The sequence below is a fragment of the Novosphingobium sp. NBM11 genome (genome assembly GCF_015390225.1).
Taxonomy (GTDB): domain Bacteria; phylum Pseudomonadota; class Alphaproteobacteria; order Sphingomonadales; family Sphingomonadaceae; genus Novosphingobium.
Genome location: NZ_VUOG01000001.1, coordinates 3334764 through 3355775, shown reverse-complemented (window position 1 = coordinate 3355775; position 21012 = coordinate 3334764). Strand labels below are relative to the sequence as shown.

The window sequence follows — 21012 nt, the reverse complement described above, 5'->3', positions numbered from 1 at the left end:
CTGCAACCTGTTCGAGTCTTCCGGCAGGGCCGCTAAGAGTTGCCCGCCCATTGCTCCGAGGGGTGATTCCGCATCCGCGAAGGATACGGAAAACGTCGGGCGATGGACGCTCAAAGGCTGGTTTTCCGGTCCAAAACGGGGTTCGACATGCAGTTCAGATTCTTCCTTGCCGCCAGCGTGGCTGGCCTTTCGCTGGCGACCGCCATAGCCACGCCCGCTTATGCGCAGGAAACCTCCGCCTCGATGCGCGGCTCGGTTACTGACGCCGGGACCGCTATCGCCGGCGCGACGATCACCATCGAGCACCTGCCCACCGGAACGATCACCAGCGCCACCACCGACGGTAGCGGCGTGTTCACCGCCAACAGCCTTCGTCCTGGCGGCCCCTACTCCGTCAAGGTCACCGCCCCCGGCCACCCCGGCGCGACCGTGACCGATGTCTACACCGTCGTCGGCCAGACCTTCTCGCTGCCCATCGAACTGTCCGCCGCCGAAACCGGCGCAGACCAGGGCGCCCCGATCATCGTGACCGCGACCCGCATCAAGGGCGCCGGCAACCTCTCCGCCGGCCCGGTGACCGTGCTGACCTCGGAACAGATTTCGAAGGTGGCTTCGGTCAACCGCGACATCCGCGACCTTGCCGCGCGCAACCCCTTCGCCACGCTCGACACCAGTTCGACCAACGGTCGCCAGGTATCCTTCGCCGGCCAGAACCCGCGCTTCAACCGCTTCACCATCGACGGCGTGCCGATCACCGACAGCTTCGGCCTGAACCCCGACGCTCTGCCTTCCCGCCGCGGGCCGGTGCCGCTGGATTCGATCGGCCAGTTCGAAACCAAGGTCGCGCCCTATGACATCCGCGAAGGCTTCTTCCAGGGCGGCGTCAGCAACGCGATCCTGAAATCGGGCACCAACGATTGGCATGGCACCGCATTCTTCACCTACAGCTCCGATGCGCTGACCGGCAAGAAGACCGCGCCCTATATCACGCGCCCCGATGGCCGGATCCCGCTGCCCTCGTTCGAAAGCAAGGACTTCGGCGCCACGCTTTCCGGCCCGATCATCAAGGACAAGCTGTTCTTCATGGTTTCGGCCGAGCGCGTTCGCGCGGCACGCCCCGTGCAGCCCGGTACGGTCGAGGACAATTCCGGCACGCCCGTCACCGGCGCGACCAATGCCGACCTTGCCCTGATCCAGAGCATCGCGAAGACCAAGTACAGCTTCGATCCGGGTGGCATCCTGAAGACCGACGGCGACAAGGACGATCGCATCGTCGGCCGTCTCGACGCCAACCTTTCGGAAACGCAGCGCGTTTCGCTGACCGGCCTGTACACCAAGGATTCGCTGATCGTGAACACCACGACCGGCAGTACCAACCTGGGCCTCTCGTCCAACGCCTATACCAAGCCCAACAAGCTGCGCGCCGGCATCCTGAACTGGAACGCCGACTGGTCGGAAAAGTTCTCGACCGAATTCCGCGCGCTCTACAAGGCCTATGACAGCGGCCAGTTCCCGCTGATGGGCCGCACCGCGCAGTTCGCGATCTGCGCGGACCACAACGCACCCAACCGTAATGCCGCCTTGGATACCACCAATGTCAGCGTGATCTGCCCTACAGGTACACCACAGTACATTATGGGTTCGGGCGGCCCCAGCCAGTCGAACATTCTCCGTGTCCGCACATGGGGCGGCTCGATTTCGGCCAAGCTGCGCGCAGGCGATCACAACTTCCGCCTGCTGGGCGAATGGAACCACACCAAGACGTTCAACCTGTTCGTCAATCCATCGGCCGGTACTTATTACTTCGATACCATCGCCGATTTCCAGAACGGCAATGCCCAGTCGTTCAGCTACAACAATGCGGGTACGCTGAATCCAAATGATGCGGCCGCAAATTTCGCTTACGATGCCTTCACCTTCGGCCTTCAGGACGACTGGCGCGTCAACAGCGTGCTGAGCGTTTCGGCGGGCGTTCGCTATGACATCTTTGGCACGTCGTCGCACCCGCAACTCAACCCTAATTTCCTGCGTCGTTATGGCTTTCCCAACACCTACTCCATCGAAGGCATGGGCCTCGTCCAGCCGCGCCTTGGCTTCACTTTCAAGCCAACGCCGCGCCTGACCGTTCGTGGTGGCGGCGGCATCTTCGGTGGCGGTTCGCCGGACGTCTATCTTGGAAACTCGTTCTCCAATACCGGCGTGATCAATACCTCCATCTCTGCCTTGGTCACCGATGCCGGCAATTATCAACTCAACGGCTCGGGCGCGGGCAACAACCCGACCATTGCTTCGCAGATCCTGAACAATCCCTCATTCACGGTAGTCCCCAACGCAGCAAACACGGCAGTTCAGGCTGCGGCGGGAGCGCTGACGTCAAACCCCAACGCCACGACCACGATCAACGCGATCGACCCCAACCTGAAGATGCCCAACCAATGGCGCGCGACGCTGTCGGCGGATTATACTGCCGATCTCGGTCCGCTCGGCGATGGCTGGCACTTCGGCGCCGATCTGCTCTATTCGAAGGTCCGCAGCCAGGTGACTATCGTTGACCTGCGTTCGAAGGCTATATCAAGTGCTTCGCCAGGGGCATTCACGCCTGACGGGCGTCAGCGCTACCAGAACGGCCTCGAAGTACCCAATCCGCGCGACACCGGGCAGGATCTGCTGCTGACCAACACCGACTACGGCCGCAGCTGGATCGGTGTGGTTCGCTTCGACAAGACCTGGGACTTCGGCCTGACCATCGGCGGTGCCTATACCCGGCAGGACGTGCGTGATGCCGGTGCGCTGACCTCGTCGATCGCTTCGTCGAACTACGGCAACTCGACATACTACGACCCGAATTCGATCTCGCCCGGCCACGCGAACGACGAAGTGCGCTGGGCGTTCCGATACAACCTGTCTTACGAACATGCCTTCTTCGGCGACTACAAGACCCGGCTCGACCTGTTCGGCACGACCCGCGCGGGCAGTCCGTTCAGTTACTCCATGCAGGATGTTTCGGGCAGTCGGTCGAACACTTTCGGCACGGCAGGTACCAACACCCGCTACCTGTTCTATGTACCGACGGGACTGAATGACCCCAAGGTGCTCTACGATACACCGGCGACGGGTGCGCGAATTGACGCGATCATCAACGGTTCGGGCCTCGCCGCCTATCGCGGGCAGGTTGCACCGCGCAATGCCTTCCGTTCCAAGGCGTTCACCCGCATCGACCTGCATCTGGAACAGGAACTGCCTCTGCCGCTGGGCGCGCGCTTCTCCGTATTTGGAGACATCGAGAACTTCACCAATCTGCTGAAGAGCTCGTGGGGCCAGCAACTGCGCGCCAGCTTCCCCTATCGCAAAACCGTAGCGAAGGTGACCTGCACCGCTGTCGGCGCAAACCCGTGTGGTGCCTACACCTACTCCTCGCCCAGCTCTGACACTATTCTGGCCGACGAACTGGTGACCACCAACGGCTCCTCGCTCTACACCATCCGCATCGGCGCGCGCATCAGCTTCTGATCGCAGCGCAGAACGGCACACGCAAAGCGCGGGGGGAAGCACGGCTTCCTCCCGCGTTTTTCGTTGGCGAAACAGACATCTCCGAAACGGAATAGTGTGCGGATCGGTGTGCGATTCCCCACTGCATCGGCGCGCGCTTCATGGCATGACATCGCCGCCGGTTTCCATCTCGGACCCGGCGCATGGGACCGTTTCTCGAAATGAAGACCAGACTGCTTCTTTCCGCCTCGTTCGCCCTCGCCACGATCGCGCTTGCCGATCCGGCTCTGGCGGCCTGTTCCGCCGACGGCGCCCGCGCCTTGCCCGTGGGCAAGCTTGAGCAGGTGCCCGCAGGCTCCGCCCCGCGCTTCGCCGTCGATCTCGCGGCCGGCGAAGGCCTCCAGATCGAGCTGGCGCCGGTTGCTGCGGCCGGTTCCGACGACGGTGACGAACACGACGGCAAGACACCCGCTACCGGTCTTTCCGCCTGCGACGCGACCGGTAGGATCGTCGCACCGTTGCCCAGCGAAGTCTTCGCCAGCGGCGGCAGCCTGGCGCGCGCGGACGATGGCACGCTGACGCTGCGCCTGTCCGCCCCCAAGGCCGGACGCTACGTGATCGCCACCGACGCCGCCGACGTGGCCCGCGAAATCCTGCTGCGCCCGCGCGCTGTTTCCGCCCAGCCCCGCCCGGCCACACCGCTGGAGATCGGCGGCAGCGATTTCGTGAAAATCAGCAAGGGCGCGCCGCGCGTCTGGTCGTTCGCCGGCAAGGCGGGCCAGTGGGTCAAGATCACCGCGACCTCGGAAAGCGATACCGTGCTGCACCTGGCCGCGCCTGTTGCCGGCGGCGGCTATGAAGTGATTGCCGACAACGACGACAGCGACGGGCTGAACCCCAAGATCCAGCGCAAGCTGCCGGCCACGGGCATCTATTACGTCCAGCTGGAATCGCTGTCCGACGAAACCAACGACGCGACCGTCGTGGTCCAGCCGACACAGGCCCCGCCCCCGCCTCCGCCGCCCGCCGCGCTCCGTGCCGGCGCTCCGGTTCAGGGCAAGCTGGCCAGCAGCGATGATACCCGGCTCTATACCCTGCCGGTCGTGGCCGGGCGGTCCTATCGCCTTGAACTCAACGCGCCCTATGACGCCGTGCTGGAAGTAGGCCAGCCCGATCCGCTGGAGCCCGAAGACGGCAAGGACGGCTCGGGCTTTGCCGCCAGCCGCACCGTGGACGACAACACCTCGGGCACCGAGAAGATGAACATCACCGCGCGCACCAGCGGGCAGTTGCTCGTGCGGGTCCGCGCGTTCAGCGTGGGCGACGATGGCGGCGATTACACGCTGATCGTCAAGGAAGCCGGAAACTGAAACCGCGGACAGGCCGGGGATTTTCCCGGCCTGCCTTGCATAGCCGGCGCCATCCGGACGCCACCTTTATTCTCCTGCCCGCCGTTTCATGAATTTTTGGACAGGCGTCCTTTCCGCGGGTGGGAACGGCTGGTCCGCGTCGTCTCAACGTCGAACCAACATCGCACAGGCCGGCGGTGCGGTTCGCGGCCGACTCGATCCCGGCCGGGGAGAACTCCTGATGCCTCGGGAGACGCCGGCAAGCCTCCTCCCGCTGCCAACTTCGTTCAGCGATAGACGCAGGTGTCGTAATCGGCGCGAACCGTGTTGACGCGCGCGGCGATGGCGTTGCCGTGGCGGCGGGTGAAGCCGGTAGCCCCTGTCACCGCGCGCACCTTGGGTTGCGGGAAAGCGGCGGCAATGCGGGCGGCCTCGATGCGGGAAAGGTGCCGCGCCCCCTTGTTGTAGTACCGCTGGGCGCCGGCTTCGACGCCATACGTCCCGATCCCGGTTTCGGCGACGTTGAGATAGACCTCCATGATCCGCCGCTTGCCCCAGATCGTCTCGATCAGCACGGTAAACCAGGCTTCCAGCCCCTTGCGGAAATAGCCGCCGCCCTGCCACAGGAACACGTTCTTGGCCGTCTGCTGGCTGATCGTGGAGCCGCCGCGAATGCGCCCGCCCTGCTGGTTGCGGCGCCAGGCGGTGAGGATCGCGTCCTCATCGAAGCCGGAATGGAGGCAGAACTTGGCGTCCTCGCCGGCGATCGCCGCATCGACCATGTTGCGATCGATGGCGTCCAGCGAGGTCCAGTCTTTGGTGAAACCGTTGGGGTCCATCAGCATGGTCGCCGTTACGGGCACGGGCACGAACTTGTACAGCACCGTCAGGCCCACGCTGAGCACCAGAAAGGCCACGATCGCGCGGCCTATCCACCAGCCGGCGCGATAGGCGAAGCCATGGTTGCGGGTCGGGCGGGAGGGCTTCAGGCTCTCGAACATGTCCTTTGCTTACCCAATGCCGCGCGGCAAGCAAAGAGCCTTTGAAAGGCGCGGAAATCAGGGATTCTTGCCTGCACATTACGCATGTTTAAGTTGACCGTAACGGCCCCGGCGACGCACTTCGCGAACACATGCAGGGGCAATAGCCGCCCGGCACGCATCGCGCTTGACGTGGGGTATCGATGACTTTCGAACATGATGTTCCGGCGCTCAGCCGGTCGCGGCAGATCCGGCTGCTGATCATCGCCGTTATCGCCGTGGTGGCGATCTACGGCGCGATCACGCTGGCCCGCGCGCTATTCCGACACCCCGAAACGGCCCCTCCGGCGCTGCCGCCCGGCGAACTGCAACTGACCCAGGGGCAGATCGCCAGCATGAAGATCCAGACGGTGCAGGCGGACGACGGCGAAATCCGCACCGGCGCCACCGGCATGATCGACGTGGACGGCACGCAAAGCACCCCGGTGTTCCTGCCCTATTCGGGCCAGGTCGTCAGCGTGGCCGTCGAAGCCGGTGCGCGCGTGGGCGCCGGCCAGCCGCTGCTCAGCATCCGCACCGGCGATATCGCCGATGCCCGCAACGCGCTGATGTCGGCCGATGCGCAGCGCGCGGCGGCCGGCACATCGCTCCGCGTCGCGCAGGAAAACGCCGCCCGGGCCGAACAGGTCTACAAGACCGCCGGCGGCGCGCTGAAGGACTACCAGCAGGCGCAGGCCGACCTCGCCAGCGCCCAGTCCGCCGTCCGCGTGGCCGATGCGGCGGCGGCGGCGGCGCGCGGCAAGCTTTCGGTGTTCGGCGGCGGCGGCGGCAGCGGCGCGCTGGCCACCCTGCGCGCGCCGATCTCCGGCGTCGTGGCCACCCGCGCGGTTTCCGCCGGGCAGTTCGTGCAGGTGGGCGGCAGCCAGCCGGCCTTCGTGATCGCCGACCTGTCGCGGGTGTGGCTGATCGCGCAAGTCGCGGAAAGCGACGCCACGCGGGTGAAGGTTGGCGATCATGTCAACGTCACCACCAATGCCTGGCCCGGCCGCGTGTTCGATGCGGTGATCGACAATGTCGGCGCGCAGCTTGATCCCGTCACCCACCGCCTGCCCGTGCGCGCCACCATCGCCAATGCCGATGGCGCACTGAAGCCGCAGATGTTCGCCAGCTTCACCATCAAGGCGCCCAGCAGCACGCCCGGCGCGCTGGCGGTTCCGGCCGTCGCCGTGATCAACGAAGGCGATACCGCCCGGGTCTGGGTCTATCTCGGCAAGGGCCGGGTCAAGGCGCAGAACGTGACCGTGGGCGAAAGCCATGATGGCTACGTCACCATCACCTCCGGCATCGCGCCGGGCACCAAGATCATCACCGACGGCGCCCTGTTCGTCAACGAAGCGGGGCTTGGCGACTGATGGTCAGACTCGTCCGTTTCGCCCTGCGGCAAAGGCTGACGATCGTCGGCTTCTTCGTCGCGATGCTCGTCGCCGGCGGCATCGCGTTCTACAACCTCAACATTGAAGCCTATCCCGATCCGGTTCCGCCGATGGTCGAGCTGGTGACGCAGTCTTCCGGCCTTTCGGCCGAGGAGATGGAACGCAACGTCACCATCCCGATCGAGGTCCAGATGTCGGGCCTGCCGCACATGAACGCGATCCGCGCGATCTCGCTGTTCGGCCTGTCGGACGTGAAGATCCAGTTCACCTACGACTACAACTACGATCAGGCGCTGCAGCAGGTGGTGAACCGCCTGGCCCAGTTGCCGCCGTTGCCCGGCGGTGTAGTGCCGCAGATTTCGCCCACCAGCCCGGTCGGCGAAATCTACCGCTACCGCATCAAGGCAACCGGCGGGCTATTCGGTCGAGGACCTCAAGACCCTGCAGGACTGGGTGCTCCAGCGACGCTTCCGCGCCATCCCCGGCGTGGTCGACGTGACCGGCTGGGGCGGCAAGGAACGCTCTTATGAAGTGGTGATCGACCACGACAAGCTGGTCGCTCATCACACCAACGTCGGCCAGGTCATCACCGCGATCAGCCACAGCAACGCCAACGTCGGCGGCCAGACGATCAACTTCGGTGCGCAAGCGGCCATCGTGCGCGGCATCGGCCTGATCCAGTCGGTCAGCCAGATCGAGGACGTCGTCGTCGCCCGCGATGGCAATGCCCCCGTGCTGGTCAAGGACGTGGCCACGATCCGCATCGGCAACCTGCCACGCAACGGCATCGCCGGCCTCAACAACGACGACGATATCGTCCAGGGTATCGTGCTGATGCGCCGTGGCGCGCAGTCCATGCCCACGATCCAGGCGGTCAAGGCCGAAGTCGAGAAGATCAACACCACCGGCGTGCTGCCGCCCGGCGTGCAGCTGGAGCGCATCTACGACCGTTCGGACCTGATCGGCGTCACCACGCATACCGTGATGGAAAACCTCGTCGCGGGCGTGCTGCTGATCTTCTTCCTGCAGTGGGCCTTCCTCGGCAACCTGCGCAGCGCGCTGATCGTGGCGGCGACGATTCCCTTCGCCCTCGCCTTCGCCGTGCTGATCCTCACGCTCCAGGGGGAATCCGCCAACCTGCTCTCGGTCGGCGCGCTCGACTTCGGCCTTGTCGTCGACGCGACCGTGATCATGGTCGAGAACATATTCCGGCACATGGCCGAACGATCACACGAGGTGGAAGCCCACAAGGACACCGGCGCGCACTATACCTTCGCCAGCCGGCTCTCGGCGGTGCTGGGCGCGTCCAGCGAAGTCAGCCGGGGCATCTTCTTCGCCGCCGCGATCATCATCGCCAGCTTCCTGCCGCTGTTCACGCTGACCGGCGTGGAAGGCCACATCTTCGGCCCGATGGCCAAGACTTATGCCTATGCCATCATCGGCGGCCTGATCGCCACGTTCACCGTGGCCCCGGCGCTTTCCGCCATGCTGCTGCCCGACAAGCTGAGCGAAGTGGAAACGTGGATCGTCACGAAGATGCGTGGCGTCTATGGCCCGTCGGCCGCTTTCGCGATGAAGAACCGCCTGTTCACGATCGGCGGGGCCTGTCTGCTGCTGGTGGGCGCGCTGATCGGGGTGCGCTCGCTCGGTATCGAGTTCCTGCCGCACCTTGAAGAAGGCAACATGTACATCCGCGCGTCGCTGCCGGCCTCGATCTCGCTGGAAGCGGGCGAAAAGACCGCGCAGTCGATCCGACGCGATATGCTGAAGTACCCCGAAGTCACCGCCGTCCTTTCGGCCCACGGCCGCCCGGACGATGGGACCGACGCCACCGGCTTCTTCAACATCGAATACTTCGTCCCGCTCAAGCCGTTCGATGAATGGCCATCGGGCATGGACAAGGAAAAGCTGATCAAGGAACTCTCGCAGAAGTTCCAGGAGAAGTATCCCGGCGTCGACTTCTCGTTCTCGCAGATCATCGAGGACAACGTGGAGGAAGCGGCTTCGGGCGTGAAGGGCGCGAACTCGGTCAAACTGTTCGGCCCCGACCTCGAAACGCTGGAAAAGCTGGCGAGCCAGATCAAGGACCAGATGCAGAAGGTGCGCGGGATCACCGACCTTGGCATCTTCCAGTCGCTGGGCCAGCCGACCGTGCGCATCGACATCGATCGCGAAAAGGCCGCCCGCTATGGCCTGACGCCTGATGACATCAACCAGACCGTCGCCGCCGCCATCGGGGGCACCTCGCCCGGCGACATCTACGAACCGCACACCGACCGGCACTTCCCGATCGTGGTGCGCCTGAAGCCCGAACAGCGCGACAGCATCGAGGCGGTCAAGCGCATCACCGTTGGCGCGACCTCGCCCGATGGCACGCCGATCCAGGTGCCGCTGTCGGAACTCGCGGAGATCAAGCTGACGACCGGCGCCTCGTTCATCTACCGCGAGCACCAGTCCCGCTACATCCCGATCAAGTTCTCGGTCCGCGACCGCGACCTTGGCAGCGCCGTGGCCGAAGCGCAGGCGAACATCGCCAAGCACGTGGTGCTGCCGCCAGGCTATTCGCTGGAATGGGCGGGCGAACTCGCCAACCTGCAGAACGCCATCGCGCGGCTGGAGATCGTGGTGCCGATCAGCCTCGTCATCATCATCGGCCTGCTCTACGCCAACTTCGGCTCGCTGCGGGATACCTTCCTGGCGTTCAGCGTCATCCCGATGGCGATCATCGGCGGCGTGCTGGGCCTGCTGCTGACGGGGACGGCATTCAGCATCTCCGCCGCGATCGGCTTCGTCGCGCTGTTCGGCATATCGGTGATGGACGGCATCCTGGTGGTGACGAACTTCAACCAGGCGATAGACGAAGGGGCCGACCGCGCCTCGGCGTTGAGGACCGCGATGACCAATTCGCTGCGGCCGGTGGTAATGACCTGCCTCGTCGCCGCGATCGGCCTGCTGCCGGCGGCGCTTTCCACCGGTATCGGCAGCCAGGTGCAGAAGCCGCTGGCGCTTGTCGTGGTCGGCGGCATGACGCTCGCCCCCGTGCTGATCCTGCTGGTCCTGCCCCTGCTGATCGACCGTTTCTCCAGCCGCCTGCAGCCCAATTGGGCGAAAAAGGCCGAGGGAGAAGGCGACGAAGGCGAAGAAGGAACGGAGGTGCCGGCATGACGCGTCCCCTGATGAACGCCGCGCTCAAGGCCGCGCTGCTGATCGCGACCGCCACGCCCGCGCTGGCCGCGCCGGTCAAGGTCGACCTGCCGCAGCCGCCCACGCCGGCGGGCAACGCGCCCGCCAGCGTGCTGGACACGCCGATCGCGCCCCAGGCCGGAACCGCGCAGGCGGTTCATCCGGGAACGGCGGTGGACGGCGAATGGTGGAAGGCGTTCGGCAGCCCCGCTCTCGACGGCCTTGTCGCGCAGGCGCTGGCCGCCAACAACGACATCCAGGTGGCGCAAGCCACGCTCAAGCAGGCAAGCGAGCTGACCCGCGTGGTGCGGGGCGGCCTGTTCCCCCAGATCGACGCGGGCTACCAGGCCTCGCGTCAGCGCGTCAGCCAGGTCCTGTCCTCGCCGCTGTCGTCGCAGGACCCCTCACTGTTCACGCTGCACACCGCGCAGGTCAACCTGACCTATACGCTCGACCTGTTCGGCGAGACGCGCTCGCGCATCCGCTCCGCGCAGGCGGCCGCGCGCGCGCAACAGGCGCGGCTGGCGGGCGTGAAGACCATGGTCGCGGGCAACACCGCGCTGGCGGTGATCCAGAACGCCGCGCTGGAAGCGCAGGCGGCAGCCGCCCGCAGCGCCGTGGCCAGCAACCGCGACATCCTGAACCTGCTGCGCCAGCGGCAGGCGCTGGGCGCGGTCGGCGCGGCCGACGTGGCGGCGCAGGAAGCGGCGCTGGCGGCGGCCGAAGGCGCGCTGCCTCCGCTGGACCGCGCGCTCTCCGCCAACCGCAGCGCCCTGCAGGTGCTGCTCGGCGTCGCGCCGGGAGCACCCCTGCCCGCCCTGCCCTCACTCGACGCGCTGGCGCTGCCGGGGGACCTGCCACTCAGCCTGCCGTCCGATCTGGTCGCCACCCGGCCCGATGTGGTCGCTGCTGCGGCGACGATGGAAGGCGCGGCGGCGGACGTGAAGACCGCCATCGCCGCGCGCCTGCCCTCGATCACGCTGGGCGCGAACGCGGGCGGCGCCGCGCTGGACTTCGCCAGCATGTTCGCCAGCGGCAACCCGTTCTGGGCGCTGATCGGCTCGATCGGCGCGCCGCTGTTCCACGGCGGTTCGCTGCGCCACCAGCAGCACGCTGCGGAAGACGCGCTGGAAGCGGCCAAGGCCAATTACCGGGCCACCGCGCTCCAGTCCTTCGCCGATGTCTCGAACGCGCTCACCGCGCTCCAGACCGACGGCGCGGCGCTGGACGCGGCCGACCGGGGTGACCGTTCGGCCAGCACCAGCCTGGGCTTCGCCACGCGCCAGTTGCAGCTTGGCGCGGTCGGCACGCTGTCGGTGCTCAACGCCTCGGCCACGCAGGCGGCGGCGCGCCAGCAACTCATCACCGCGCGCGCCGCGCGGCTGACCGACACGGTGGGCCTGTTCATGGCGCTGGGCGGTGGGCAGATCCCGCCGGTGAAGGTGGCAAGCCAGCCCTGACGTTTCGCAGCGGAGAAACAGGCTTCAGAACGAAAAAGGCCGGGGAAATTCCCCGGCCTTTGTTCCTGTCCGCGCGAAGGAAAACGATCAGCCGGCCGGCAGAAGATGCCGTTCGCCCGCGATCCGCTGCATCGCCTTCTGCAACTTCTCGAACGCCCGCACCTCGATCTGGCGCACGCGCTCGCGGCTGACGTTGTAAACCTGGCTCAGTTCCTCGAGCGTCTTCGGCTCGTCGATCAGGCGGCGGTCGGTCAGGATGTGGCGTTCGCGGTCGTTGAGGCTGTCCATCGCTTCCACCAGCATTTCGTGGCGGAACTGGGCTTCCTCGGCATCGGCCACCGTCTCGTCCTGCAACGGGCGGTCGTCGGTCAGCCAGTCCTGCCAGCTGCCCTCGCCATCCTCGCGCATGGGGACGTTGAGGCTGGCATCGCCACCCATCATCATCCGGCGGTTCATGTTGACCACTTCCTGCTCGGGCACGCCGAGATCGGTCGCGATCTTGCGCACGTCGTCAGGATGGAGGTCCGAATCCTCGAACGCCTCCAGGTTCTTCTTCATCCGTCGCAGGTTGAAGAACAGCTTCTTCTGCGCGGCGGTGGTGCCGATCTTCACCAGGCTCCACGACCGCAGGATGAATTCCTGCATCGACGCCTTGATCCACCACATCGCGTAGGTGGCCAGGCGGAAGCCGCGATCCGGCTCGAACTTCTTGACGCCCTGCATCAGGCCGATGTTGCCTTCGGAGATCAGCTCCGAAACCGGCAGGCCATAGCCGCGATAGCCCATCGCGATCTTGGCCACGAGCCGGAGGTGGCTGGTTACGAGCTGGGCGGCGGCCTGCGGGTCCTGATGTTCCTGATAGCGCTTCGCGAGCATGTATTCCTGCTCGGCGGTCAGCACCGGGAACTTGCGGATTTCGGCCAGATAGCGGTTGAGGCTGGCTTCCCCGTTCAACGAGGGGACGGACAGCGCGTTCTTCTGTTCACTCACCTGAACACTTCCTTTCTTCGCGTCGGAACCCCAGTGCCTGAACCCCTAATGGGCGTTCGACGGTGGGACCACACATGGAATCTTCGCGGGTTGATATCTATTATACCAGTGGATGCTAATGCTACAGATTGGACATAGCCACGGCATTCTGCCCCTCAACGCACAATTCGACGATCAGTTCCCGCATATCGACGGGCGTCGGGCTGGCGAAGTGGAGCGGCTGGCCGCCGACCGGGTGGAGAAATCCAAGCTCGGCCGCGTGCAGCGCCTGGCGGCGGAAACCGAGCCGGGAAAGAAGCGGCCGAAGCCGGGAGGGGGTGCGTCCATATACAGGGTCCCCCAATAGCGGATGGCCGATTGACGCAAGGTGAACGCGCACCTGGTGGGTTCTTCCGGTTTCGAGACGGCATTCCACCAGCGCGGCCTCGTGCAGTGGCGCCAGCGTGCGGTAATGCGTTACCGCGTGCTTGCCCCGGCCCTCCTCGACCAGCGCCATCTTCTTGCGATCGTGGCTGGAGCGTCCGATCGCCCCCCGGATCGTGCCCGCCGGTGGCAGCGGCCGGCCGGCGGTGACGCAGCGATAGGCCCGCGTGATCGAGTGGTCGGCGAACTGCTTCGCCAGCCCTTCGTGGGCGACATCGGTCTTGGCCACGACCAGCAGGCCGGAAGTATCCTTGTCGATGCGATGGACGATCCCCGGCCGCGCAACGCCGCCGATGCCCGAAAGCTGGCCACGGCAATGGTGCAGCAGGGCGTTGACCAGCGTACCGTCGGGATTGCCCGCCGCCGGGTGGACGACCAGCCCCGCCGGCTTGTCGATCACGATCAGGTCCGCGTCTTCGTAAACGACCGCCAGCGGAATATCCTGGGCCACCGCTTCCGCCGGCGCCGTCTCCGGCACGCGGATGGCATAAGGCGAGCCTTCCAGGGGTCTGGACGAGGCCTGCGTCGCAACGCGCCCGGCCACTTCGACCCTGCCCTCCTCGATCAACGCCTTGATCCGCTCGCGCGAGAGGCCGGAGACATCGGCGAGCGCCCGGTCAAGCCGCAGCCCGCCCGCCGCGAAAACGCCCTCTATGATGTCTTCGGCTTTCCCCATGTTCCACCCTATGTCGGTGGCCGGCCCGCGCGCTGCAAGAGGGAAAACGCGGGTGCCGGCAAACGGCTTTTTGCCCCGGCGCCTTGCGAACAGGCGCCAGGTGGAGTGCGCTGTGGATCAGGAACAGCGTCGTCATGTGCACCATTTTTTCGGATATCATGCGGTAAACGACTGCCCAGCTTACACATATGATGCGCGTTCTGCCGCGAGAATTGGCGGCTGACCGCAAAGTGCCTTGGCAAATGCTCGCACTTGCAGCAGACGGTTCACTGATGATACGGGTAACAGGCGATCGCCAGCGGGACCTGGCTCCCGTCAGGAGTTTGGCATGAGTTGGGCGCAAGCCATCAGTTCCACATTCAGTCTGCGGCGAAAGGCGGGCGAAGTCCGCGGCCTCACCGTGCTCGATGAGTTTGCCGGGCTGATGCTTGTCGTCGCGGCCGTGGGATATCTTTACTTCGATACGTTTGGCGGCGTCATTCGTTGGGTATTCCCGATGGCGGGGCTGACCCTGCTCGCCTATGCGCCGGCGGGTATCGCCATTCTTGCCCTCCTCGCCCACGCGGTCGGGCGGATGGGGGATGGCAATTCGGTCATCTCCATGACAACGGCACTGGTGTTCTCGACGATAGCGATCCTCGTGTCGCTGCTGATGGGCCGCAATGTCGCCGAGATCCTGTTCGCCATCTACATCTGGATCCCGTTCTTCGTCGGCGCAGCGCTGGCGCAGCGGCGGATGCAGGATCGCGTCATCAACGCCATGATCCCGCTGTTCTTCATCGCCACCGCAGGCGTTCTCATCAACATTTTCGTGAATTATCCGTGGGTGGACGCCACGTACGAGGTCCTCGGCGTCCAGAAGGAAGCCGCCCGCGACTGGAAGGCTTACGGCGTGCAGCGCCTTAGTGGCTTGAGCCGCGCCAGCTATACCGCCGCGGCGCAGATCCTGATCTGCTATTGCGCCCTCGAATACCGGGTCCGGCCGCTCGTCTGGCGATCGATCGCCTGGGTGGCCGGCATAGCTGCGATCCACTACACCACGTCGAAATCGCCGGAACTTGCAATGGCGGCATTGCCCGTGACCTATCTCGTCATCGGCCGGCTTCGCCAGACCGATGGCGTGCGGCAGAAATGGGGCGCCATCGCGGTGATCAGCGCGTGGTTGCTGGTGGTTTTCGCAGGGCCGCTGCTTTCGCTGCCCTATGGCACCCGTCTTTTTCCCGCCGGCGTCGGCTATGGCATTGGTTACAGTTCGTTTGCGGATCGCGTGCTGAACACGTGGCCGAACGCGCTGCGCCTCGTCGACTGGCGGAATCCCGCCGAGTGGCTGGTAGGGGCGGGTCTTGGCGGGATAGGCTCTCCGCAAACGCTGTTCCATGCCGATATCATGAACCCGGGCGACAACATGGCGGTGTACCTGATGGTATCTTTCGGCCTCCTCTCGCTGGGCTTCGTCTATCTGATTTTCCGGGGTGGCCTGCGTGCCATCGAAGCCGGCGGACGGGGACGGCGCGACTTTGCGATGATTGTCGCCGTGCTGGGTATCGGATCGATGGCGAACGTGATCGAGAGCATCTTCCCGGTGATGGTGCTGGGCATGATCTGCGCACGGCAGCGGTCGCGTCGCGCGGAGGCGGGATTGCCGATCGCCGATCTGCAGCGTGAAACGTGAACGGGCGTCTGACCGGCCGAAGGTTGACCGCCGTCGTGGTCGCGACACTGCTGGCAGTTGCCCATCTGGCGTTCTCGATGGCGCCATCGAACCACGACAACGCGGTACAGGCACGGGGCGACGTGCTGGAGGGCATGGGCGTCAACGTCCACCACCTGGAGGCGCCCGCGCAGGAACTGGCGGCGATCCGTTCCGCCGGTGCCCGCTGGGTGCGCATGGATCTGGCCTGGGCGAAAATGGAGCCGAAGCCCGGACAGTACGAATGGGCCGATGCGGACGCGCGGATGGCCCAGGTTCGCGCCCAGGGTTTGAAGCCGATCCTTATCCTGGCATACGGCAACCCCGTCTATGCGCCCCCTCCCACAGGTGCCGCGCGCGCCTTTGGCGACAGGTTGCCGCCGCAAAGCGACAAAGCGGTCTCCGCCTACGCCGACTGGGCGGCCGCCGTCGCGGCGCGCTATGGTTCGGATGCGGTGCTTGAGCTTTGGAACGAGCCGAACACCGAGGGCTTCTGGCGCCCGGCGCCCGACGCCGACAGTTACATTCGCATGGCGACCCGAGCTTGCTCCACGATTCGCAAGGCCCGGCCCGATGCCGTGATATGGGGGCCGGCACTCGCCAACAAAGATGCCGGCGAACGGGCATACAATTCCGCCTTCCTGCGGCGGGTCGTGGCGTCGCCCCTGCCGGCATGCCTTTCGGCAATCAGCGTCCACCCTTACGTGTTCTGGGGCTCGATCGATTCGCTGCCCGACTTCTGGCAGCGAACGCGCGCCACCGTCGCGGCGGCTGGCAAGCCGCTTGTCAGTTCGGAAAGCGGCATCAGCAACTACGCCGCGCATGTCACGGCCAACACGCAGGCATCCTATCTCGTGCGCATGCGGCTGTACGATTACTTTTCGGGGGTCCCGGTCACGATCTGGTACGATTGGAAGAATGACGGAAGCGATCGCAGCAGCCCTGAACAGAACTATGGCTTGGTCGATTCGTGGGGCAATGCCAAGCCGGCGTTGACCGCGCTGCAGGTGATGAACCAGCAACTGGCCGGTCGATCGCGGCAGTGCATGATAAAGGACGGGCAGCAAGTGGCCATCTATGCCTGGTCCCCCGGCAACGAGGCGGACCAGCTCGTCGTTGCGTGGAACCGCACATGGGGGCTGACGCCGTCCGTCGCGAGTTCCGTCGTGCTCGCCCTGCCAGGTGCGCAGGATGCGCCATCGATCGTGGACCTGTTCGGGCAACCCGTCCCGCGTGCCACGAAGGACGGCGAACAGTGGCGCGTGTGGGCCGAAGCCTCGCCGATCTACGTCCGATACCATGGCGCCCGCCCGGTTGCGTGCCACTAGACGGATCGAAAACGGGCATGTGCGTTCGATCTGCAACGCATCCGCATTAAAGGACGCGCAAAAGAGCGCGATTTCCTTCATGCACCGGCTATCCTGCTTTCAGTGCAATCTCTCACGGAGCGTTCCTTGACGAAGCCTGGCCTGCTGAAACGCGTCGACCGAGCGGCGCATACCCGATGGACCGCCCGTTTCGCCAAAGGCGTAAGGTCGGGCGCGGAATTGCAGCGTTTCGCGGACGCTTGCCGGGCAGACGTAGTATCCATCGACCTGTTCGACACCATCGTCTTTCGCCGCTGCGCGACGCCGGCAACGGTATTCGTCCTGCAATACGCCGCTATCGCCAGCCACATCCCGCAGGTCGGCGACGCTGCCGGATGGAAAGCGATACGGCAGGAAGCCGAACGCCGCCTGAGCGAGGCCCACCCCGACCGCGAGATCGACATCCAGGAGATATATGACGCGATCGGATCGCAACTCGGCCTCGATCCCGACACCATCGCGCGAATGATAATGGCGGAAATCGCGATCGAACGCAGCGTGATCCGCCCTTATCCGGACGTCGCCCAAGCCTTGCAAGCCTGCCAAGGCAGCGGGAAGACCATCGTGGTGACGACCGACACCTACCTTCCGCGCACCTTCATCCAGGAGATACTCGACGGCATCCTGCCTTGCAGCTTTACGCTCTATTGCTCGTCGGAACGGGGGAACACCAAGCGCCACGGCACCGCTTTCAAAGACCTGGTCACGATGTTTCCCGGCCAGCGCATTGTCCATTTTGGTGATAACGCCCGATCCGATGTAACCATGGCGCGCGGCCATGGGATCACGCCATGCCTCGTGCGGTGGCAACGCCCGGACTTCCTTGCCCGCAACGCGCGCTATCTGCGCTACGGCGCCAGCCAGGGCGCCCTGACGCTCGACACGCCCTATGACCGTCCATCACCGGACACGCCCAGCGAACGCGCGCAGCGTGAAATTGCGTGGCGCTGGGCGATCGTGCTGGCGGATTTCGTCAAACAGGCGCACCGCTATGCTCAGGATGTTGGCGCGCAGGAAATCTGGCTCCTTTCCCGCGATTGCGAAAGCATCCATGATGTGCTGGCAAGCGGCACCGCACCGGCCGGCGCGATTCCCACGCGCTATGTCCACACATCCCGCGCCGCCACGTATCCCATTCTCGCCCATAGCGACGAGACGGTGTTCGCGCGCTGGCGGAACCGGCCCGCGACCGATGACGACCGCCGCGCCGGCAAGGACCTGATCGCGGCCTATCAGGCAATGGTGGAACCGGCTGTCGAACGGATTCTGATCGTGGACATCGGATGGAAAGGCCGTGTCCAGATCGCAATCCAAACCGCGCTCCCCGACGTGGAGGTTTTCGGCTTCTACATGTCGCTTTCGGACGAGGCAGAGCCGGCAACACGCGCACGCAGCCGCGTTTTCTGCGGCTGGGACCGGACAATCCTGAACCAGGCCGGGGCGGAAGCGCTTTCCGGTTATCGGCAAGGGTCCTGCACCGGGTATCGCGCGACGCAAAACGGGTGGGCGCCCGTGTTCAAGGATGCCGAAGGCGACGTGGCACCGGCGGCTTATTGCGAAAGCCTGCGCCAACACCTTGGCGATTTCCTGGCGCAATCCGCGGGTAGCGACGATGAGGCGCTGCGGCGCGACGCCCTGGCGGATATTCTTACCCGGCCCGACGCGATCACCGCCCGCGCGTTTGAAACGTGGGGAATCGGCGCGGAGATTTCCAGCGATCCGACGGGATCACTGGTGGCCGGAGGCAAGACCGACCTTGTGTCTCGGGCGCTTGGCCGCGAGATAAGGGACAATGTCTGGCCGGAACTTGCGATGTGGAGCCTCAGCAGGCATCCGCTCGCGGTGACTCTGCTCCAAAAGCAGATGCGGGCGAGAAAACGGTTACAGCAGAAATAGTGGCGAGGCGCGCTGAAGTAATTGCGCAATCAACGTGCGGCAAAACCGGCAAATGGCGCGCAGGCGCTTTCCGGTGCGGACCGGCCCTGTCCTCACGCTCCGCCACGGCCTAACCCATTGAACAATGGCCCGGACCCCGGCCTGGCCCGATGCCCGGAACGATGACGAGTACGGAGCGATTCGGTCTTGGCCGGACGGATCGGCGATCGGGCTCTTGCTGTAGTGCAAGGTAGTGCGATCCCGAAGTTCCGGGACGAAGCGCCGAACCGTGCCATTTTAAGGCGAAAGCGACCCCAAAAACGTCAGAAAGTGGGTTAATGCACACCTAACGGATATTCCCATGGCTAAAGCAATTATGTATGCTGCATTGCGATACGACGGTTTCGTCGGGGAGTCTCACCATGAATATGGCCACCCTGGGCAATTTGCCCAAGAGCGCGTTTTTGACGGAGCACGATACCGCGTCGATGTCATCTTCCCGCTTGGGCGAAGGCGTGATGCGTGTGTTCGACGTCATCATCGCTTGCGCTGCGCTGGTATTCTTGGCGCCGCTGATGATTATCGTCGCGATTACGATATATGTGCTTGATCCGGGCCCCATTTTCTTTGCGCACGTGCGCGTTGGCCGGAATGGCCGCGTCTTTCGCTGTTTGAAATTCCGATCGATGGTCGTGAACGCGGAGGAGCGCTTGCGCGATCTTCTGCGCAACGACCCCGCCGCACGCGCCGAGTGGGAAAAGGACCACAAGTTGCGCAACGATCCCCGGGTCATTGGCATCGGCAAGTTTCTACGCAAGAGCAGCATTGACGAGCTTCCCCAGTTGTTCAACGTGCTGCGTGGCGAGATGAGCATCGTTGGCCCACGGCCGATCGTTACCGCGGAAGTGCCCCGCTATGGGCGCTACTTTCAGCACTATTGCAGCGTTCGCCCGGGGATCACGGGCCTGTGGCAGATCAGCGGCCGGAACGACACGTCTTACCGCCGCCGGATCGCGTTCGACGTGATCTTCTGCCGCACGTTGTCGGTGAAGCTGTATCTGCGCATTCTGTTTGGCACCATTCCCTCGGTTATGATGCAGCAGGGATCGTACTGATTTCGCCGATCCTGAATTTTCCGTGATTTTGCTCCGTCAGGATTCGCGTCGTTGGAACTGAAGCCGAGCCTTTGCCTGGTTCTCGCGCTCCGTTAGGGTCAGGACCCATTACTGGCGCGGTCGAGGCGTCCAAATGGCGAACATATTGGGCCGAAAGGCGCGTCGCGAAGGCTGGTTGCCTTTGCCAGCGCCTTTCGGTTCGAGATGGAAGCCATTTGGACGTCCCGCAGGGATTTGACCAAAATGGCCCAGCGCGGCGTCGGAGGGACTTGAAATATCGACATATTCCTGCGCCCCTCCTCCTTGCGCCGGGCCATTTTGCCTCAAACCTCGACCGCGCCAGTAATGGGTCCTGACCCTAGGGGCGAGAACATCCGAACATCGGCTGCCCTCGCACGCAACTGAACCCAAATATCTGAAATTTGGGAACCTTCCCGATCTTTTTCGCGGAGTTCCGGCCGCGCGCTAACGAAGTGCTAAGGTTCTTCTTCTAGCTTCCGGAATATGGAATTCGCCGACAGATATCATGCCTTTAAGGAGGCTATGGTCGCCTTTGTCGGCCAGAACCACTCGCTCATGCATGTCCACACGGGGCTGGCGATCTACGTCCTGTTCCAGTTGGTATGGGGAACGCGGCGCGGGTCGTTTCCGGCCTTGGGCTGCGTGGCGCTGTTTGAAGCGTTCAACGAGATCTGCGATCGCTTCTATTTTGACTCCTGGCGCGCGGCCGATACGTTTACCGATGTGCTGTTGACTCTGTTCTGGCCCACGGTCCTTGTCGTCGTCAGCCATTTTCGACGGTGGCGCTGGAACGCCCCGAGACGGCGCTCGTCAAAAGTCCCCCGGCCCGCTGCCGATGGTCTGGTGGCGGGTTCCGACCTGACTTCCTCTTCCTGGGCGACCAGGCGACCGCGTTAGCGCCAGTTTCGATCCGACCAGAATCAGCCACAAGCGCTCACCAGGCGCCCTCCCGTCTCGGGTA

Annotated in this window: 12 protein-coding genes and 2 pseudogenes; 11 read left to right on the top strand and 3 right to left on the bottom strand. The window is 64.6% G+C overall.

The genetic code is table 11. The features are described from left to right. Nucleotides 1-147 precede the first annotated feature (147 nt). Nucleotides 148-3510 (top strand): carboxypeptidase regulatory-like domain-containing protein, encoded by a 3363-nt coding sequence (locus F1640_RS16425; RefSeq protein ID WP_194920151.1) that lies wholly within the window; start codon nucleotides 148-150, stop codon nucleotides 3508-3510. Between the two features lie 200 nt (nucleotides 3511-3710). Continuing rightward, nucleotides 3711-4859, top strand: coding sequence for a hypothetical protein (locus tag F1640_RS16420; RefSeq protein ID WP_194920149.1), 1149 nt, complete (start codon nucleotides 3711-3713; stop codon nucleotides 4857-4859). A 266-nt stretch (nucleotides 4860-5125) separates the two neighbouring features. Here the strand turns inward: F1640_RS16420 and mtgA are convergent, their stop codons facing one another. Then, on the bottom strand, nucleotides 5126-5839 hold the full coding sequence (gene mtgA / locus F1640_RS16415; protein WP_124808013.1) for a monofunctional biosynthetic peptidoglycan transglycosylase: 714 nt from the start codon (nucleotides 5837-5839) through the stop codon (nucleotides 5126-5128). A 182-nt stretch (nucleotides 5840-6021) separates the two neighbouring features. On the opposite strand from mtgA, the gene F1640_RS16410 reads away from it, so the two are divergent. From F1640_RS16410 to F1640_RS16400, 3 genes and pseudogenes are all read left to right on the top strand, one after another. Continuing rightward, complete coding sequence (locus F1640_RS16410) at nucleotides 6022-7230, top strand: efflux RND transporter periplasmic adaptor subunit (RefSeq protein WP_194920147.1); 1209 nt, start codon at nucleotides 6022-6024, stop codon at nucleotides 7228-7230. Then, nucleotides 7230-10416 (top strand): annotated as a pseudogene (locus F1640_RS16405) (efflux RND transporter permease subunit). Before F1640_RS16410 ends, F1640_RS16405 begins: the two are co-directional and overlap by 1 nt. After that, nucleotides 10413-11894 (top strand): efflux transporter outer membrane subunit, encoded by a 1482-nt coding sequence (locus F1640_RS16400; protein WP_255530391.1) that lies wholly within the window; start codon nucleotides 10413-10415, stop codon nucleotides 11892-11894. The pseudogene F1640_RS16405 and the gene F1640_RS16400 overlap by 4 nt, the downstream one beginning before the upstream one ends. Before the next feature lie 87 nt (nucleotides 11895-11981). Here F1640_RS16400 and rpoH read toward each other — a convergent pair whose 3' ends face one another. Together rpoH and F1640_RS16390 are read right to left on the bottom strand one after the other, a co-directional pair. Then, complete coding sequence (gene rpoH / locus F1640_RS16395; RefSeq protein WP_124808017.1) at nucleotides 11982-12884, bottom strand: RNA polymerase sigma factor RpoH; 903 nt, start codon at nucleotides 12882-12884, stop codon at nucleotides 11982-11984. A 121-nt stretch (nucleotides 12885-13005) separates the two neighbouring features. Further along, the gene (locus F1640_RS16390) at nucleotides 13006-13983 is read right to left on the bottom strand and encodes an RluA family pseudouridine synthase (RefSeq protein ID WP_194920145.1); all 978 of its coding nucleotides are present in this window, start codon (nucleotides 13981-13983) and stop codon (nucleotides 13006-13008) included. A gap of 235 nt (nucleotides 13984-14218) precedes the next feature. On the opposite strand from F1640_RS16390, the gene F1640_RS16385 reads away from it, so the two are divergent. The 6 genes and pseudogenes from F1640_RS16385 to F1640_RS16360 all read left to right on the top strand — a co-directional run bounded on the left by F1640_RS16385 (nucleotide 14219) and on the right by F1640_RS16360 (nucleotide 20948). Next, the gene (locus F1640_RS16385; RefSeq protein ID WP_194920144.1) at nucleotides 14219-15655 is read left to right on the top strand and encodes a hypothetical protein; all 1437 of its coding nucleotides are present in this window, start codon (nucleotides 14219-14221) and stop codon (nucleotides 15653-15655) included. Then, on the top strand, nucleotides 15652-17001 hold the full coding sequence (locus F1640_RS16380) for a cellulase family glycosylhydrolase (RefSeq protein ID WP_194920142.1): 1350 nt from the start codon (nucleotides 15652-15654) through the stop codon (nucleotides 16999-17001). Before F1640_RS16385 ends, F1640_RS16380 begins: the two co-directional genes overlap by 4 nt. A gap of 102 nt (nucleotides 17002-17103) precedes the next feature. Continuing rightward, nucleotides 17104-17763 (top strand): annotated as a pseudogene (locus tag F1640_RS26050) (HAD family hydrolase); the annotation flags it as partial. 234 nt (nucleotides 17764-17997) lie between these two features. Further along, nucleotides 17998-18936, top strand: a complete 939-nt coding sequence (locus F1640_RS16370; protein WP_194920140.1) for a hypothetical protein — start codon at nucleotides 17998-18000, stop codon at nucleotides 18934-18936. Nucleotides 18937-19337: 401 nt separating this feature from the next. Then, the gene (locus tag F1640_RS16365) at nucleotides 19338-20030 is read left to right on the top strand and encodes a sugar transferase (RefSeq protein WP_309229284.1); all 693 of its coding nucleotides are present in this window, start codon (nucleotides 19338-19340) and stop codon (nucleotides 20028-20030) included. A gap of 543 nt (nucleotides 20031-20573) precedes the next feature. Next, nucleotides 20574-20948 (top strand): hypothetical protein, encoded by a 375-nt coding sequence (locus F1640_RS16360; RefSeq protein ID WP_194920139.1) that lies wholly within the window; start codon nucleotides 20574-20576, stop codon nucleotides 20946-20948. The last annotated feature ends 64 nt before the right edge of the window (nucleotides 20949-21012 follow it).

Excerpts from the sequence above, each read along its gene's own strand:
- F1640_RS16365 (WP_309229284.1), top strand. The coding sequence starts at position 19,338 with ATGAATATGGCCACCCTGGGCAATTTGCCCAAGAGCGCGTTTTTGACG.
- F1640_RS16400 (WP_255530391.1), top strand. The coding sequence starts at position 10,413 with ATGACGCGTCCCCTGATGAACGCCGCGCTCAAGGCCGCGCTGCTGATC.
- F1640_RS16425 (WP_194920151.1), top strand. The coding sequence starts at position 148 with ATGCAGTTCAGATTCTTCCTTGCCGCCAGCGTGGCTGGCCTTTCGCTG.
- F1640_RS16410 (WP_194920147.1), top strand. The coding sequence starts at position 6,022 with ATGACTTTCGAACATGATGTTCCGGCGCTCAGCCGGTCGCGGCAGATC.
- F1640_RS16360 (WP_194920139.1), top strand. The coding sequence starts at position 20,574 with ATGGTCGCCTTTGTCGGCCAGAACCACTCGCTCATGCATGTCCACACG.
- mtgA (WP_124808013.1), bottom strand. The coding sequence starts at position 5,839 with ATGTTCGAGAGCCTGAAGCCCTCCCGCCCGACCCGCAACCATGGCTTC.
- F1640_RS16420 (WP_194920149.1), top strand. The coding sequence starts at position 3,711 with ATGAAGACCAGACTGCTTCTTTCCGCCTCGTTCGCCCTCGCCACGATC.
- F1640_RS16390 (WP_194920145.1), bottom strand. The coding sequence starts at position 13,983 with ATGGGGAAAGCCGAAGACATCATAGAGGGCGTTTTCGCGGCGGGCGGG.